Source organism: Aeromicrobium sp. WCS2018Hpa-31 (assembly GCF_031843905.1).
In the GTDB taxonomy this organism is placed as follows: domain Bacteria; phylum Actinomycetota; class Actinomycetes; order Propionibacteriales; family Nocardioidaceae; genus Aeromicrobium.
This window is the reverse complement of sequence record NZ_JAVTJF010000004.1, coordinates 97,685-113,482: the sequence shown is the minus strand read 5'-3', so window position 1 is coordinate 113,482 and position 15,798 is coordinate 97,685. Positions and strand designations below refer to the sequence as shown.

The 15,798-nt window shown below is 69.0% G+C and carries 14 protein-coding genes and 1 riboswitch; of the genes, 8 read left to right on the top strand and 6 right to left on the bottom strand.

Annotated features, from left to right (window positions below; genetic code table 11):
- Positions 1–63 precede the first annotated feature (63 nt).
- The 4 genes from coxB to RQG84_RS06120 are packed head-to-tail and all read left to right on the top strand — an operon-like array spanning position 64 to position 4,295.
- Entirely contained in the window at positions 64–909 is an 846-nt protein-coding gene (gene coxB, locus RQG84_RS06135; RefSeq protein WP_311209467.1) for a cytochrome c oxidase subunit II, read from the top strand.
- Entirely contained in the window at positions 909–2,663 is a 1,755-nt protein-coding gene (gene ctaD, locus RQG84_RS06130) for a cytochrome c oxidase subunit I (protein ID WP_311209295.1), read from the top strand. Before coxB ends, ctaD begins: the two co-directional genes overlap by 1 nt.
- A 3-nt stretch (positions 2,664–2,666) precedes the next feature.
- Positions 2,667–3,071 carry a cytochrome c oxidase subunit 4 gene (locus RQG84_RS06125; protein ID WP_311209294.1) on the top strand — a complete coding sequence of 135 codons (405 nt, stop codon included), beginning with the start codon at positions 2,667–2,669 and terminating at the stop codon, positions 3,069–3,071.
- A 39-nt stretch (positions 3,072–3,110) separates the two neighbouring features.
- Positions 3,111–4,295, top strand: a complete 1,185-nt coding sequence (locus RQG84_RS06120) for an Ig-like domain-containing protein (RefSeq protein WP_311209293.1) — start codon at positions 3,111–3,113, stop codon at positions 4,293–4,295.
- Between the two features lie 1,291 nt (positions 4,296–5,586).
- On the opposite strand, the gene RQG84_RS06115 is transcribed toward RQG84_RS06120, so the two are convergent.
- The 4 genes from RQG84_RS06115 to RQG84_RS06100 all read right to left on the bottom strand — a co-directional run bounded on the left by RQG84_RS06115 (position 5,587) and on the right by RQG84_RS06100 (position 9,860).
- Complete coding sequence (locus tag RQG84_RS06115) at positions 5,587–7,290, bottom strand: cytochrome bc complex cytochrome b subunit (RefSeq protein ID WP_311209292.1); 1,704 nt, start codon at positions 7,288–7,290, stop codon at positions 5,587–5,589.
- On the bottom strand, positions 7,287–8,351 hold the full coding sequence (locus tag RQG84_RS06110; RefSeq protein ID WP_311209291.1) for a Rieske 2Fe-2S domain-containing protein: 1,065 nt from the start codon (positions 8,349–8,351) through the stop codon (positions 7,287–7,289). The genes RQG84_RS06115 and RQG84_RS06110 overlap by 4 nt, the downstream gene beginning before the upstream one ends.
- Positions 8,348–9,184, bottom strand: a complete 837-nt coding sequence (locus tag RQG84_RS06105) for a cytochrome c (RefSeq protein WP_311209290.1) — start codon at positions 9,182–9,184, stop codon at positions 8,348–8,350. The genes RQG84_RS06110 and RQG84_RS06105 overlap by 4 nt, the downstream gene beginning before the upstream one ends.
- 97 nt (positions 9,185–9,281) lie before the next feature.
- Positions 9,282–9,860, bottom strand: coding sequence for a heme-copper oxidase subunit III (locus RQG84_RS06100; protein WP_055966478.1), 579 nt, complete (start codon positions 9,858–9,860; stop codon positions 9,282–9,284).
- A 69-nt stretch (positions 9,861–9,929) separates the two neighbouring features.
- On the opposite strand from RQG84_RS06100, the gene RQG84_RS06095 reads away from it, so the two are divergent.
- Complete coding sequence (locus tag RQG84_RS06095; RefSeq protein WP_056555574.1) at positions 9,930–10,352, top strand: response regulator transcription factor; 423 nt, start codon at positions 9,930–9,932, stop codon at positions 10,350–10,352.
- Positions 10,349–11,395, top strand: coding sequence for an anthranilate phosphoribosyltransferase (gene trpD / locus RQG84_RS06090; protein ID WP_257727624.1), 1,047 nt, complete (start codon positions 10,349–10,351; stop codon positions 11,393–11,395). The genes RQG84_RS06095 and trpD overlap by 4 nt, the downstream gene beginning before the upstream one ends.
- A gap of 24 nt (positions 11,396–11,419) precedes the next feature.
- Here the strand turns inward: trpD and RQG84_RS06085 are convergent, their stop codons facing one another.
- Together RQG84_RS06085 and RQG84_RS06080 are read right to left on the bottom strand one after the other, a co-directional pair.
- Positions 11,420–11,695 (bottom strand): Lrp/AsnC family transcriptional regulator, encoded by a 276-nt coding sequence (locus RQG84_RS06085; RefSeq protein WP_055965697.1) that lies wholly within the window; start codon positions 11,693–11,695, stop codon positions 11,420–11,422.
- Complete coding sequence (locus RQG84_RS06080; protein WP_311209289.1) at positions 11,692–13,419, bottom strand: DEDD exonuclease domain-containing protein; 1,728 nt, start codon at positions 13,417–13,419, stop codon at positions 11,692–11,694. Before RQG84_RS06080 ends, RQG84_RS06085 begins: the two co-directional genes overlap by 4 nt.
- Before the next feature lie 869 nt (positions 13,420–14,288).
- Here RQG84_RS06080 and RQG84_RS06075 point away from each other — a divergent pair.
- A complete protein-coding gene (locus RQG84_RS06075; RefSeq protein WP_311209288.1) occupies positions 14,289–14,510 on the top strand; it encodes a hypothetical protein in 222 nt (73 codons plus the stop codon).
- 124 nt (positions 14,511–14,634) lie between these two features.
- Positions 14,635–14,795: riboswitch (cyclic di-AMP (ydaO/yuaA leader) on the top strand.
- Between the two features lie 7 nt (positions 14,796–14,802).
- Positions 14,803–15,789 (top strand): NlpC/P60 family protein, encoded by a 987-nt coding sequence (locus RQG84_RS06070; protein ID WP_311209287.1) that lies wholly within the window; start codon positions 14,803–14,805, stop codon positions 15,787–15,789.
- Positions 15,790–15,798: the final 9 nt, after the last annotated feature.

The window sequence follows — 15,798 nt, the reverse complement described above, 5'->3', positions numbered from 1 at the left end:
CGGGGTACTGTGAGCGGGTCATCGCATGACTGGTGTGGACAAGAAAGGCGCCTCGTGGGTCGGATGAAGCTGGCGGCTGCCGTCGTCGTCGCAGTGGTCCTGAGTGGGTGTTCGCCCGTCGCGGACCACGACATCAAGCGCCTCGCGCTCCCGATCGCCGCGAGCGACCGCTCGCAGGCCGTCTGGGACCTGTGGCTCGGTGCCTGGATCGCCGTGCTGGTGGTGTTCGTGCTGGTCTTCGGGCTCATCGTCTACGCCTCGGTGCGCTACCGCCGCCGCAGCGACGACGAGGTCCCCACGCAGGTGCGCTACAACCTCCCGCTCGAGGCGCTCTACACGATCGCTCCGGTCGTCGTGGTGGCCGTGTTCTTCTTCCACACGGTGACCTCGCAGAACGAGGTGCTCGAGGAGGTCGAGAACCCCGACCACACGATCCAGGTCGTCGGCTCGAAGTGGCAGTGGGCCTTCAACTACCTCGAGGAGCAGGCCACGCAGGGCGAGGACGTCTTCGACTTCGGCACGCCCGACGCGCCGGCCGAGCTGTGGCTCCCGGTGGGCGAGTCGGTGCGGTTCAACCTCACGAGCCCCGACGTGATCCACTCGTTCTGGATCCCCGAGTTCTACTTCAAGATGGACGTCGTCCCGGGGCGTGACAACAGCTTCGACATGACGCCCACCCGCGAGGGCACCTTCACGGGTCGGTGCGCCGAGTTGTGCGGCCTGTACCACTCGCGCATGATCTTCAAGGTGAACGTCGTGTCGCCCGAGGAGTACGAGGCACACCTGCAGGACCTGGTCGAGATCGGCCAGACGGGTGCGCCGGCCGGGCAGAAGGAGGCCGACACGGTCGCCGGTCTGCGCGGCGAGGACACGGACGACGAGAGCGTCCAGGAAGGTGCGGGCAACTGATGGCCACCACTGCGGCATTCGACGACGGCCGGGAGCAGACCGCCGTCCGTGAGACGACGCTCGGCCAGAAGGTCGTCACGATCATCACCACGACCGATCACAAGGTGATCGGCAACATGTACCTCGTCACGTCGTTCGTCTTCTTCCTGATCGGCGGCGTCCTCGCCCTGGCGATCCGCGCGAACCTGGCGCAGCCGGGCTCCAACCTGCTGAGCGACGAGGCCTACAACCAGGCCTTCACGATGCACGGCACGATCATGCTGCTCATGTTCGCGACCCCGCTGTTCTTCGGGTTCGCCAACGCGATCATGCCGCTGCAGATCGGCGCGCCCGACGTCGCCTTCCCGCGCCTGAACATGTTCAGCTACTGGCTGTACCTCTTCGGCTCCAGCATCGTCGTCGGTGGCCTCTTCGTGCCCGGCGGCGCAGCGAGCTTCGGCTGGTTCGCCTACGCCCCGCTGTCCGACGGCGTGAACTCGCCCGGCATGGGCGGCGACCTGTGGGTCATGGGCCTGTGGATGTCGGGCCTCGGCACCATCCTCGGCGCCGTCAACTTCATCACCACGATCTTCTGCATGCGCGTGCCCGGCATGACCATGTTCCGCATGCCGATCTTCGTGTGGAACACGCTGGTCACGAGCCTGCTGGTCCTCATCGCGTTCCCGATCTTCGCTGCGGCGCTGCTCACGCTGGCCGCCGACCGGATGCTCGGCGCGAACGTGTTCGACGCCGCCAACGGCGGGCCGATCCTGTGGCAACACCTGTTCTGGTTCTTCGGGCACCCAGAGGTCTACATCATCGCTCTGCCGTTCTTCGGCATCATCTCCGAGATCCTCCCGGTCTTCAGCCGCAAGCCGATCTTCGGCTACGTCGGCCTGGTGGCCGCCACCCTGCTCATCGCCGCGCTGTCGGTGGCGGTCTGGGCGCACCACATGTTCGTCACCGGGGCGGTCGACCTCGCCTTCTTCAGCTTCATGACGTTCTTGATCGCGGTGCCCACCGGCGTGAAGTTCTTCAACTGGATCGGCACGCTATGGGGGGGAAGTCTGTCCTTCGACACCCCCATGATCTTCTCGATCGGCTTCCTCGTCACGTTCCTCTTCGGTGGACTGACCGGCGTCATCCTGGCCTCGCCCACCCTCGACTTTTCGCTGTCGGACTCCTACTTCGTGGTGGCGCACTTCCACTACGTCGTGTTCGGCACGGTGGTGTTCGCGATGTTCGCGGGCTTCTACTTCTGGTGGCCGAAGCTCACCGGCCGGATGCTCGACGAGAAGCTGGGCAAGATCCACTTCTGGCTGCTGTTCATCGGCTTCCACCTGACGTTCCTCGTGCAGCACTGGCTGGGCGTCGAGGGCATGCCGCGTCGCTACGCCGACTACGGGCCCAACGACGGCTTCACCACCCTCAACGAGATCTCCTCGATCGGCGCGTTCCTGCTGGGCGCCTCCACGCTCCCGTTCCTGTGGAACGTGTGGAAGTCGCGCAAGAGCCCACTGGTGAAGCTCGACGACCCGTGGGGCTGGGGCCGGTCGCTGGAGTGGGCCACGAGCTCGCCTCCGCCGCGCCACAACTTCCACTCCCTGCCGCGCGTGCGCAGCGAGAGCCCGGCGTTCGACCTGCACCACCCGGAGATCGCCGAGCTGGAGCTGCTGCACAACCCCGACGAGGGCGGTGTGTTCGCGGACGCTCCCAACACCAACGGCAAAGAGTCGGCCATAAGAGATGCCAAGCAGCAGAAGGACGGTCACTGAGCCATGAAGGGCATGAAGGCCGAGTACTGGACGATCATCTCCTGCGGGATCTTCTTCGTCTTCATCGCGCCGGTGTACTGGGTGCTCACCGAGGACCCCACAGGCACCACGGCGCTGGTCATGACGTTCCTGCTGTGCGCCCTGCTGGGCTTCTACCTGTACGTGGTGGCCAAGCAGATCCCGAGCCGTCCGGAGGACCTGGACGACGCCGAGATCGCCGACGGCGCCGGCGAGCTGGGCTTCTTCCCGCCGTACAGCTGGTGGCCGCTCTACTGCGCCCTGGCCCTCGGCACGATCGTGCTCGGCGTGGTCATCGGCTGGTGGCTGTTCATCATCGGCGCGACGATCGGTGCCGTGACCCTCTGCGGCTGGATCTTCGAGTACTACCGCGGCGTCCACGCCCACTGATCAGCCTGGGTGTTGGTCCCCGCCGCGTAGGATGACGCGGTGAGGTCAACGTTCCTGGGGCACCGCGTCGTGCTCGTCGTCGTGGCGATCGCGTCGCTCCTGGCAGCCTGCACCTCGGGCGGATCGCTCCGTGAGGCCGTCGCGCCCAAGGAGCCGGCCGTCGTCACGGCCAACGTGAAGGACAAGGCGGCCGACGTGCCCGTCGACACCCTCGTGGAGGTCGGCGTCGAGCACGGGACGATCGTCGAGGCCTCCCTGTCCACCGAGGACGGCGCCGAGGCCATCGAGGGCGAGGGTGGCGAGTCCGGCTGGACGGCGGCGTCGCGGCTCGAGCCCGGCACGGCCTACACGCTCACCGCGCAGGTCCGTGGCGACGACGGCAAGGACGTCGACCTCGTGCGCACGTTCACGACTCAGACGCTGACCCTGGACGACCAGACCTATCCGTCGGTGGCTCCGCTCAAGGGCGAGATGGTCGGCGTGGGCATGCCGGTCATCGTCACCTTCGACATCCCCGTGAAGAACCGGGAGCTGTTCGAGGAGCACATGCACGTCCGGTCCACCCCCGAGGTCGAGGGGTCGTGGCACTGGATCAGCGACTCCGTCGTGCACTACCGCCCCGAGCGCTACTGGCCCGCCGGGACGAAGGTGACGGTGGACCTCGACCTCAACAGCCTTCCCGCCGGGGGAGGGGTGTACGGCCAGCAGGACCAGAACATCCCCTTCACGATCGGCAAGAAGGTCGTGACCACGGTCGACGTCGCCAAGCACACGCTGACCATGAGCGTCGACGACGAGAAGCTGCGCACGATCCCGGTGTCCACCGGCAAGCCCGGGAACGAGACCCGGCGCGGCACCAAGGTGATCATGGAGAAGTTCTCCTCGGTCGACATGGACGCCGCCACCACCGGCGTGGACTCCTCCGACCCCGACTACTACGACATCAGCGACGTCCGCTGGGCCATGCGGGTCACGAACTCCGGGGAGTTCCTGCACGCCGCCCCCTGGTCGGTCGGCTCGCAGGGCCGCGAGAACGTGAGCCACGGCTGCGTGGGCATGAGCACCGCTGACGCCAAGTGGGTCTACGACCGCTCCCGCCGCGGCGACGTCGTGCGCTTCGTGAACAGCCCCCGGTCCCTCGAGGACAACAACGGCTGGACCGACTGGAACGTCGACTGGAGCGAGTGGACGAAGGGGTCGGCGCTGAGTTCTGCGACGTCCTGACGGGCGTCCTGGGCCGCTGAGGAGGCTCCGGGACGTGTCCGGATGGCTGCGCTCGCTCCGGTGGGCATCGCGCATGCTGCTGCGACGCTGGGGTGGGTCTTCGGGTGGTGCTGTGTCGCTGCCGTCGACCTTCACGTGCTTCTGCGTCGCTGGCGCTGGGCTTTCGCGCTCGCTGCTGCGTCGCTGTGGTTGCGAGTGGGGTCGGTCTCCGAAAGGGCCTCGACCGGAGCGGTGGGCCTTCACCTGTCGCTGCGTCGCTGTGGCTGCGAGGCGGGTCGGTCTCCGAAAGGGCGTCGACCGGAGCGGGGGGTCTCAGCGCGGTTGGGTCTGCTGGGCGCGGCGAGGTTCGCGCTCGCTGCTGCGTCGCTGTGGCTGCGAGGCGGGGCGTTCTCCGAAAGGGCCTTGACCGGAGCGGGGGGTCTCGGCTCGGGTGGGTCTGCGGGTCGCGGCCACGATTGTTCGTCTGTGCGGGATTCACGCACGATGCTTCCTTCTCGTGGACCGTGCCTCGCGAAGGAAGCATCGTGGGGACGAAATGGCGCCCCTGGAGGGCAGTGATCCTCCTTCTGCGTGGAACGGTCGGCGAGAAGGGAGAATCTCTGCCCACCCGCCGCGCCGTAGCCCCGCTGGACGCAAGATTCTGCCTTCGCGTGCTGAAGCCCGAACGATGCTGCGTTGGTGACGGGATCCGAACACGAACGCAGCATCCTTCGCCCCTCACGCACGAACGCAGAACTCTGCGTCCCCCGAGCCACGCTCCGAGAGCCCGACGGAGCCCGGACCCCGCCGCCGGTCGAGGCCCTTTCGGAGAGCAGGTCGACTCGCAGCTACAGCGACGCAGCAGCAAGGAACGACCCAACCGGAGTGACGCAGCAGCGAATGGAGGAGCCAGCCGGAGCGACGCAGCAGCGAGTGAAGAGCCGGCCGGAGCCACGTAGCAGCGAGTGAAGAGTCGGCCGGAGCGACGCAGCAGCAAGAAGCGACCCAGCCACGACGACGCAGCAGCAGGGCGAAGCTCCGTCGAGCCGGCCGCGCCCGGCGGTTCCCCCAGGTTCATGGGTGGATCGTCGCCGTTGAAGCAGACGTCGCCGCGCCGGACGCAGGATTCTGCCTTCACGTGCAGAAGCCCGAACGATGCTGCGTTCACGACGGGATCCCGTCACGAACGCAGCATCCTTCGCCCTCACACGCACGACGCAGAATCCTGCGTCGCCGGGAACGCAGAATCCTGCGCCACCCGGGAACGACGAAGGCCCCCGCCGGAGCGGGGGCCTTCATGCGGTGATGGTGCTCAGTGCGACTTCGGGATGCCGGTCTCCGACACGCCCTGGAAGTCCTCGCCGAGGTGCACGGGGTGCCCCTCGATCTCACCGAGGTGCTCCTCGGCGTGCTCGACCTCGGCCACGGTCGGCTTGTCGATCGCGCCGTGGTAGTAGAACGAGCGCGCCTTGTGGCGCAGCTTGGCCTTGCGTCCGGCCGGAGCGGCCACCCCGTTCTTGTCCGTCTCGGCCGGGGCCTCGAGGGCGGGGACCCGGTCGTGGGCGGTCAGGCGGTACTGCTCGAGGACCGGGAGCGGAGCATGACGCTCGGCGTAGCTGCCGTCGGGCGAGCGCTCGATGACACCCGTCTCGTAGCCGTGCAGGATCTTGTTCTGGTCGGCCCGCTGCAGCCCGATGCAGATGCGGCGGGTGATGAAGAACGCGAGGACCGGGAAGACGAACAGGCCGATCCGGAAGATCCAGGTCAGGGCGAAGATGTCGAGGCGGAACTGGGTGGCGATGATGTCGTTGCCGCCCGCCGCCCAGCCGACGCCGTAGAACGTCATGCCGGCCACGCCGAACGCGGTGCGCGTCGGGGCGTTGCGCGGACGCTCGAGCAGGTGGTGCTCACGCTCGTCGCCGGTGATCCAGCGCTCGATGAACGGCCACAGGAAGAGCGTCGTGAAGAGCACGCCCAGGCCGCCGACACCGGGGATGAAGATGTTCCAGCTCCACGTGTAGCCGAGGAACGTGCTCTCCCAGGCCGGCATGAGGCGCACGAGGCCCTCGGAGAAGCCCATGTACCAGTCCGGCTGCGAGCCCGCCGTGACCTCCGACGGGTTGTACGGGCCGTACGCCCACACCGGGTTGATCTGGATGATGGCACCCATGAGGGCGGTGAAGCCGAAGACGACGAAGAAGAAGCCGCCGGCCTTGGCCGCGTACACGGGGAGCATCGGGTAGCCCACGACGTTGTCGTTGGTGCGTCCGGCGCCGGGCCACTGTGTGTGCTTGTGGTAGATCAGCAGCAGCATGTGCGCGGCGATGAGGCCGAGCAGCAGCGCCGGGATCAGCAGGATGTGCGCCATGTACAGGCGGGGGATGATCTCCTCGCCCGGGAACTCGCCGCCGAAGATGAAGAACTCCACGTAGGAGCCCACGATCGGGACCGAGCGGATCATGCCGTCGACGAACCGAAGGCCCGTGCCCGACAGCAGGTCGTCGGGCAGGGAGTAGCCGGCGAAGCCCTCGACCATGCCGAGCGTCAGCAGGCCGACACCGATGACCCAGTTGATCTCACGCGGCTTGCGGTACGCGCCGGTGAAGAACACGCGGAGCATGTGGGCGATCATCGCGCCGACGAACAGCGCCGCCGCCCAGTGGTGGATCTGCCGCATGAGCAGACCGCCACGGATGTCGAAGGAGATGTGCAGCGTCGAGGCGTAGGCCTGCGACATCTCCAGGCCCCGGAACGGGGCGTAGGAGCCGTCGTAGACGACCTCGGCCATGCTCGGCTGGAACCAGAACGTCAGGAAGACGCCGGTCAGCAGCAGGACGACGAAGCTCCAGAGCGCGATCTCTCCGAGCATGAACGACCAGTGCTCGGGGAAGACCTTGCGCAGGTTCTTCTTCGCCACACCGGCGAGCCCGAGACGGTCGTCGAGCCAGCCCACCGGACCGGCGGCCTTCTTGCCGAAGCCCGTGTCCTCGACCGGGGTGTAGGTGTCGTTGCTCATGACTCACCATCCAGTCTCTTCTGGTCGCGCGCAAGCTCGGGGTAGCTCGGCGCCACGATGTCGGGGAAGTCGCTCATGGCGATGATGTAGCCCTCGGAGTCGACACCCAGCGGCAGCTGGGGGAGGGGGCGGTGCGCCGGACCGAAGATGACCTTGCCGTTGTCGGCCAGGTCGAACGTCGACTGGTGGCACGGGCAGAGCAGGTGGTGCGTCTGCTGCTCCCACAGGGAGATCGGGCATCCGACGTGCGTGCAGATCTTGGAGTAGCAGAGGATCCCGTCGATGCCCCAGTTCTCCTTGCCCTGCTCGGGCGTGATGTCCTCCGGGCGCATGCGCACGACGATGATCGCGGCCTTGGCCTTCGCGGCCAGGAGCTCGTGGCCGTGGTACTCGGCCTCCTCCTCGCCCTCGGCGGGGAAGAACACGGCCGGCTCGGCGTTGATGAGCTGACCGACCTCGATCTCCTCCGGACGCATCGGCAGGCCGGACACGTCGTTGACGACCCGCATGCCCTTCTTCCACACCGTCTCGTCCTGGCTGTGGGGGAGCGGACCGAGGTCACGCAGGAGCACCACGGACGGCAGCGCCAGCGCACCGACGGAGAGGAACAGGCTGTTGCGGATGAGCGGACGTCGGCCGAAGGTCGACTCCTCGATGCCGGCGTTGATGTCGGCCATGACCGCCGCGCGGTCCTCGTCTGAGGACTTGGCGGGGTGGCGCATCTCGACCATCTCGTGGTCGCCCATGAGCTTCTTGGCCCACTGGATGATGCCGACGCCGATGAGCAGCATGCCGCCGCCGAGGGTGGCGCCCAGCGCGAAGTTCGAGGCGGACCAGTTGAGGAACGTCTGGTCCTCGTCGATCAGGAAGTAGGAGAAGCAGAACACCACGAAGAGCAGTGCCGCGGCGAAGAACATGCCCGAGACCTGACGCTCGGCGCGGCGCTCCTGTGCCGGGTCGACGTCGGTCGGACGCCACTGGTGCGGCTGCAGGCCCGGGTCCTGGATGGGCTCCGTGGTGGCGGGGGTGCTGCTGCCGTGCTGCTCGAGGTCGTCGCTCATGCTGCCTTCTTCTTGGTCTTCACGCGCGCGCCGTGGGCGCCGATCCAGATGGCGAAGCCGACGAGGCCGCCGATGCCGACGACCCAGACGAACACGCCGTCGACCACGGGACCGAGGCCGCCGCCACCGACGCCGCCGTAGTTCGGCTGCTCCTGGACGTTCTTGATGTAGGCGATGATGTTGCGCTTGTCCTCAGGCGTGACGATCTCGTCGTTGAAGACAGGCATCTGCTGCGGGCCGGTCTGCATGGCCTCGTAGAGGTGCTTGGCGCTCACACCCTTCAGGGTAGGCGCGTATCGGCCGTTCGGCAGGGCACCGCCGGCGCCGACGGAGTTGTGGCAGGCGGTGCAGTTGGTGCGGAAGAACTCGCCGCCCTCCTTGAGGCCCTCCTCGTCGACGTTCCCGTAGTCGAGGACGTCCTCGGCGGGGATGGCCGGGCCCGGTGCCAGCGAGGCGATGTAGGCCGCGAGCTGCTTGGTCTCCTCGGCGTCGTACTCCGGTGCCTTGCGCGGCGCCTGGGGGCCCGACTGTGCCATCGGCATGCGGCCGGTGCCGACCTGGAAGTCGACCGCGGCTGCACCCACGCCGATGAGCGACGGACCGTAGTTGCCGCCGTCCTTCGTCGTGATGCCCTGGGCGTTCTGGCCGTGGCAGCTCGCGCAGCCGATGAGGAAGAGCTCGCGCCCGACCTCGACGTCGCGCGCGGTGTACTCCTCGGCCTGAGCGGCCTTGGGTGCGGCGGCGGCCCAGAGGGCTCCTACCGTCACGAGTCCCAGCAGCAGGACAGCGAGTCCGGCGAGGGGATGACGGCGGCGGGTCGACAGAGTGCGCACCGAGAACCTCATTCCTGTCAGGGGTGACCAGCGTACCTAGCGACGTCGCAGGTCCGCAGGGTTAGGTTGGGCTAACGCCGTGCCGGTGGGCGAGGCGTCAGCGGATCAGGTAGATCGTCGCGAAGAGAGCGACCCAGACGATGTCGACGAAGTGCCAGTAGTAGGACACGACGATCGCCGAGATGGCCTGCTCGTGGGTGAAGCGGCGCGCGACGAAGGTGCGGCCGATCACGAGCAGGAAGGCCAGCAGGCCGCCCACGACGTGGATGCCGTGGAAGCCGGTGGCGAGGTAGAAGAGCGAGCCGTAGGCCGAGGACGGGATGGTCACGCCCTCGTGCACGAGCTCGGCGTACTCGGTGGCCTGGCCGCCGATGAAGATCGCGCCCATGACGTACGTGAGGACGAACCACTCACGCATGCCCCACTTGCCCATCTGCAGCAGCGTGCCGGTGCGTCCGGCGCGACCGCGCTCGGCGGCGAAGACGCCGAACTGGCAGGTCAGGGACGACAGCACCAGGATCGCCGTGTTGATCGTCGCGAACGGCACGTTCAGCAGCTGCGTCTCCTGGGCCCACAGCTCCGGGGTCACGTTCTTGACCGTGAAGTAGGCGGCGAACAGTCCGGCGAAGAACATCAGCTCGCTGGAGAGCCAGACGATCGTGCCGACGGTCACCATCGAGGGACGTCCCTCGGTGCCGTGGAGTCGGGACGCGGGGATCACGGAAGTAGTGGCCACGCGCTCATTATGTACGATTCGAACGTGACCGAGAGCAGCAGGTTCCACGTCCTGGTCTACAGCGACGACCGAGACGTCAGGAATGCCGTCATCACAGCGCTCGGCACGCGTCCGCACCCGGACCTTCCACCCTTCGAGTACGTGGAGTGCGCCACCGAGCCGGTCGTGTGGCAGCACCTCGACGACACGCGCCGTCGACCCGACCTCGTGATCCTCGACGGCGAGGCCAACCCGGCCGGTGGGCTGGGCGTGGCTCGTCAGATGAAGGACGAGATCTTCCAGGCGCCGCCGGTGCTCGTGCTCACGGGTCGCCCGCAGGACGCCTGGCTCGCCACGTGGTCGCGGGCCGAGGCCGCCGTCTCGCACCCGATCGACCCGCTGCGGCTGGCCGAGGCGGTCATCGGGCTCGCGCGGTCCGTGCTCACGGCGTGAGCGCCCACACCTGGCCCGACGTGCTCGACGCCCTGGTCCTCGGGCACGACCTCGACGCCCGGTCGACGGCGTGGGCGATGGCCTCGATCCTGGACGGGGAGAGCACGCCCGCCCAGATCGCTGCCTTCGCGGTCGCGCTGCGCGCCAAGGGGATCTCCCAGGCCGAGCTGCAGGGCCTCGTCGACGCGCTGCTGTCGAAGGCCGTCCTCGTCGACGTGCCCGGCCGGGTCGTCGACATCGTCGGCACCGGGGGAGACCGGGCCAAGACGGTGAACATCTCCTCGATGTCGGCGGTCACGGCAGCCGGTGCGGGCGTGCCCGTGGTCAAGCACGGCAACCGGGCGGCCTCCAGCGACAGCGGCACGGCCGACGTCTTCGAGGTGCTGCAGATCCGTCTCGACGTTCCGGCGGAGGCAGTGCCGACGGTGCTGGAGCGAGCCGGCATCACCTTCTGCTTCGCCCCCCTGTTCCACCCCGGGCTGCGCTTCACGGGGCCGCCGCGACGCGAGATCGGCATCGCGACGCCGTTCAACGTACTCGGCCCGCTCGTGAACCCGGCCCGTCCGGCGGCGTCGGCCGTGGGGTGCTCGGACCTGCGGACCGCTCCGCTCATGGCGCAGGTGTTCGCCGACCGCGGTGACGACGCGTTCGTCTTCCGGGGCGACGACGGTCTGGACGAGATCACCACCACCTCCACGACTCGGGTCTGGACCGTCGCGGACGGGCAGGTCGTCGAGGAGCTGCTGGACCCGCGGGACCTCGGTGTCGACCTCTCCTCGCCCGAGGCGTTGCGCGGGGGCGACCCGACCTACAACGCCGACGTGTTCCGGCGCGTGCTCGACGGTGAGACCTCACCCGTGCGCGACGCCGTGCTGCTCAACGCCGGAGCGGCCCTGGCGGCCCACGCCGGGGGGAGCGGGCCGTTGCTCGAGCGGCTGGGGGCCGGGATGGAGCAGGCGCGCACGTCGATCGACAGCGGCGCAGCGCGCGAGGTGCTGGCGCGCTGGTCGACCGTGACGCAGGAGCTCGCGCCCCCTCGCTGACGACGCGACGGCCGCGTGCGGACGTCAGAGGCCGATGCTGAACGCGTCCTCGAGGTCGTGGCGGCTGAACGTCTGGAACGCGATCTGGGTCTGCGTCGACAGCACCCCCTCGACCTTGTTGAGCCGGTCGGCCACGACGGCGGCGACGTCGTCGATGCGCTGCACCCGCACCATGGCGACGAGGTCGTGGTCGCCGGTGACGGAGTAGACCTCGCTGACGCCGTCGAGGTCGGCGATCTGGGCGGCGGTCTCGGGAAGCCGCGAGACCTCGGCCTGGATGAAGACGATGGCGGTGATCACGCCGTCAGCCTAGACCGGTTCGCCCGGTGGACGTCGGACTCGACCGGCAGGTCGGCGACGTGCCGAGCAGCGCCGGCGACGGGCACGTGCCAGCTGCCTCGCACCATGCGCACGCCGGGCGTCTCGAGCCATCGCAGGAGGGTCTCGGTCTCCTCGACCGAGGCGACCGGGGCGGGGTGGGCGGCGTGCGCAGGAGCGGGTACCTCCTCGGCGGTGGCCAGGAGTGCCTCGACCCACGCGGACGGGTGGACCGTGCGGGGCAGGAGCCCGGCGGCGGCGAGGCGACCGTGCCGAACCACGTGGACCTCCCAGCCCCGCTCGCCGGGCGCCGCCGCCACGAGCTCGTCGACCTCGGTGAGCTGGCGCAGCCGCTGGGTGCGGTCGACCGCCCGCAGGGACGCGGTGAGCCGGTCGCGAACGGCAGCGGCGTCCTCGTAGCGCTGCTGGTCGCCCAGCTCGGTCATCCGCAGGCGCAGCCGGTCGACGACCTCGAGCGGGTCGCCGGTGAGCGCCTCGCGCAGGCGTGCGACCTCGGCGTCGTAGATGGCGGGGTCGAGGTCGCCGGTGCAGGGCGCGAGACAGCGGCCGAGGTCGGCGAGGGCGCACGTGCTGCCGCGCGGGCGTCGGCCCATGCGGGTGGTGCACTGACGCACGAGGAAGGTCTCGTGCAGCGCGGCGAGGGCGAGCTCGCTCTGGCGTCGGTTGCCGAACGGCCCGACGTAGTCGGCATCGTCGTCGAGGACGCGGCGCACCACCGACAGGCGGGGCCAGGGCTCGCGGGTGAGCTTGATCCACGTGAGGCGCTCGGGAAACCGCGAGCGGCGGTTGTACGGGGGACGGTGCGCCGCGATGAGGCGGAGCTCGCGCACGTGCGCCTCGAGCGCCGTGGCGCAGACGACGGAGTCGACCCGCTCGGCGAGGCGGACCATCTCGCCCATGCGGGTGCGGGTCTCCGACGCCGTGAAGTAGCTCGCGACCCGCTTGCGCAGGTCGCGTGACGTGCCGACGTAGAGCACGTGGTCGCGGACGTCGCGGAACAGGTAGACGCCGGGCTCGTGCGGCAGGTGCTGCGCCAGGTGGCGCTTGCGACGCTGCTCGGGGGAGACCCGCGACGTGAACGTGACGGCGTCCTCGAGGGAGTTCACGCCGAGGGAGCCGAGCCGCTCGAACAGGCCGTGCAGCACGTCGACGGTGGCGCGCGCGTCGTGCAGGGCCCGGTGGTCGGGCGTGGTGGTGGCGCCGAAGTGGGCGGCGAGGGTGGAGAGCTTGACGTTGCGCACCTCGTCGCGCAGCAGCGCCCGCCGGGCCAGCACGGCCGTGTCGAGCACCTCGAAGCGCGGCCAGGGGATCCCGAGCTCCTGCGCGGCGTGCTTGAGGAAGCCGACGTCGAAGGGGGCGTTGTGCGCCACGAGCACGCTGCCGGCGGCCAGCTCGAGGAAGCTGGGGAGCACCTCGGCGATGCGGGGCGCCTCGACGACCATGGCGTCGGTGATGCCGGTGAGCACCGTGATGAACGCCGGGATGCTCTCCTCGGGGTTCACGAGCGTCTGGAGCTCGCCCAGCACCTCGCCACCGCGCACCTTGACCGCACCGATCTCGGTGATGCGCGACCCGGCCTTCGGCGAGCCACCCGTGGTCTCGAGGTCGACGACGCAGAACGTGACGTCGCTCAGCGCTCGACCGAGGTCGTCGAAGCTGGCCTGGTGGGGGAAGGGGCTCGTCACAGCGCCGACGCTAGGCGCGGCGTCCGACAGAGTGGGCGATTCCCTTGGTGTCGTCGGTGGGGTGGGTCTTCGCGTGGCGCTGCGTCTCTGCCGCTGGGCCTTCACGTGCTGCTGCGTCGCTGCGGCTTCGCGTTCTCCTGCTGTTGCGTCGCTGTGGCTGCGAGTGGGCGTGGTCTCCGAAAGGGCCTCGACCGGAGCAGCGGGTCTGGCTCGGGTGGGTCTGCGGGGCGCGGCCACGATTCTCCGTCTGCGCGGGATCCACGCACGATTCTTCCTTCGCGTGGACCGTGCCACGCGAAGGACGAATCGTGGCGACGACCAGGGGCCCTGCAGGGGCAGGGATTCTCATTTGTCGTGGAACGGTCCGCGAGAAGGGAGAATCCCTACCCCACCGCCGGGCACCATCGCCCCTGCGGACGCAAGGTTCTGCCTTCGCGTGCAGAAACCCGAACGATGCTGCGTTCACGACGGGATCCCGTAGCTAACGCAGCATCCTTCGCCCCTTTGCGCACGAACGCAGAATCCTGCGTCCCCCCGAGCCACGCTCCGAGACCCGACCGACCCCGGACCCAACTGCCGGTCGAGGCCCTTTCGGAGAGCAGGTCCACGACGAGCCACAGCGACGCAGCAGCAAGGAACGACCCAGCCGGAGCGACGCAGTCGCAGGTCGGGGCCCACCTCGACCGACGCAGTCGCAGGTCGAGACCTAGCCACAGCGACGCAGCCGCAGGTCGAGACCCAGCCGGACCGACGCAGCCGCAGGTCGAAGCCCAGCCACAGCGACGCAGCCGCCGGGGGACCACTCACTGCAACCCCGCCGCAGGACGAGGGAACCGTTTCTGTCGGGACGCCTGCCTAGCGTCGGCGACATGAACCCCGAATCCGTCGTGATCGACTGCGACAGCTGCCTCGTCCGCAGTCCCAGCGCGTGCGGCGACTGCGTGGTCAGCGTGCTGCTCGGCGGTCCGCCCCAGGGTGTCGAGGTCGACGCCGAGGAGATGGCCGCACTCACCACCCTGGCCGACGAGGGTCTCGTGCCCCCGCTGCGGCTCGTCACCCCCGTCTCCGGACCCGACGTCCAGGCCGGGTGACGCACCTCACCCCGCGCAGGGCCCACGCGGTCCGTCGAGGCGTCGGGTCGTCACCCGCTTCCTCGCGGCCTCCGTTAGACTCGGCAACCGTGCGTCCGGAGCATGCTGCTCACCCAGAGCGACATCGGAGGCACCGCCGAACCGCCGCGGACGTGGGGAAGACGTCCAGGGCGGACCGGGGAACCATGTTCCTGGGGTGAATCGCACGGGCGCTCGCGCCCGTGGGTAGGGCAGACCTTGGCCCGAACCCGTCAGCTCACCCGGTAGGCGTCGAGGACACTGGAGGGTGCACGTGCACCGACGAGGCCTGGCCCGTACCCGCAGCACACGATCGACCCTGGCCACCGCAGCGGTGGCGGCCCTGACCATCGGCGTCACCGTCGGTGTGGTCGGCCCCGCGCAGGCGGACCCGGTGACCACCGAGGACGTCGAGGCCGCGTTCCACGACGTCGAGGTGGTGGCCGAGCAGGTCAACCAGCTCGACGAGGACGTCAAGGACACGCGCGCCGAGATCGCCGACCTCGACGACGACATCGCCGACCAGCTGGCCGTCTATCGCAAGCAGCGCGACGCCCTGGGCGCCTCGGTCGTGCAGCAGCAGCTCGACTCCCCGCTCGGTCCCACGGTGAGGCTTTTCGGCAGCCAGGACCCCGAGGAGTTCCTCGAGGGCCTCGGTGCGGTCCAGGCGCTCAACAGCACGCGCGCCGACGCCGTCGAGTCCTTCGCCGCCTCGGCCGAGGAGCTCAAGAACCGACGCGCCAGCCTCAAGGACCGCAAGACCGAGCTCGAGCGCGACCGCAAGAAGGCTGACGCGAAGCGCGCCCAGATCAAGGCCAAGTACGAGGACGCCAAGGCCGAGCTGGCACGGCTGACGGCCGCCGAGCAGGCCGCCTTCAACACCAGCGACGTCGAGATCGGCTTCGAGGTCGACGCGAGCGGCCGCGCCAAGGCCGCGATCGACTTCGCGACCGCCCAGCTGGGCAAGCCCTACATCTACGGCGGCACCGGGCCGAAGGGCTACGACTGCTCCGGCCTGGTCATGAAGGCGTTCGCCGCGGCCGGCGTCTCCCTGCCCCGCGTCGTGGGTCCGCAGTACGCCGCGTCGCGCAAGATCTCGATGAGCGAGCTCCAGCCCGGCGACATCGTCTTCTACCCCGACATGTCGCACAACGGCATCTACATCGGCAACGGCAAGGTCATCCACGCGCCCCGGCCGGGCAAGAGCATCGAGGTCACGAGCGTGTCCTACGGGTTCACCAAGGCCGGACGCGTCGTCTGAGCCGATCCG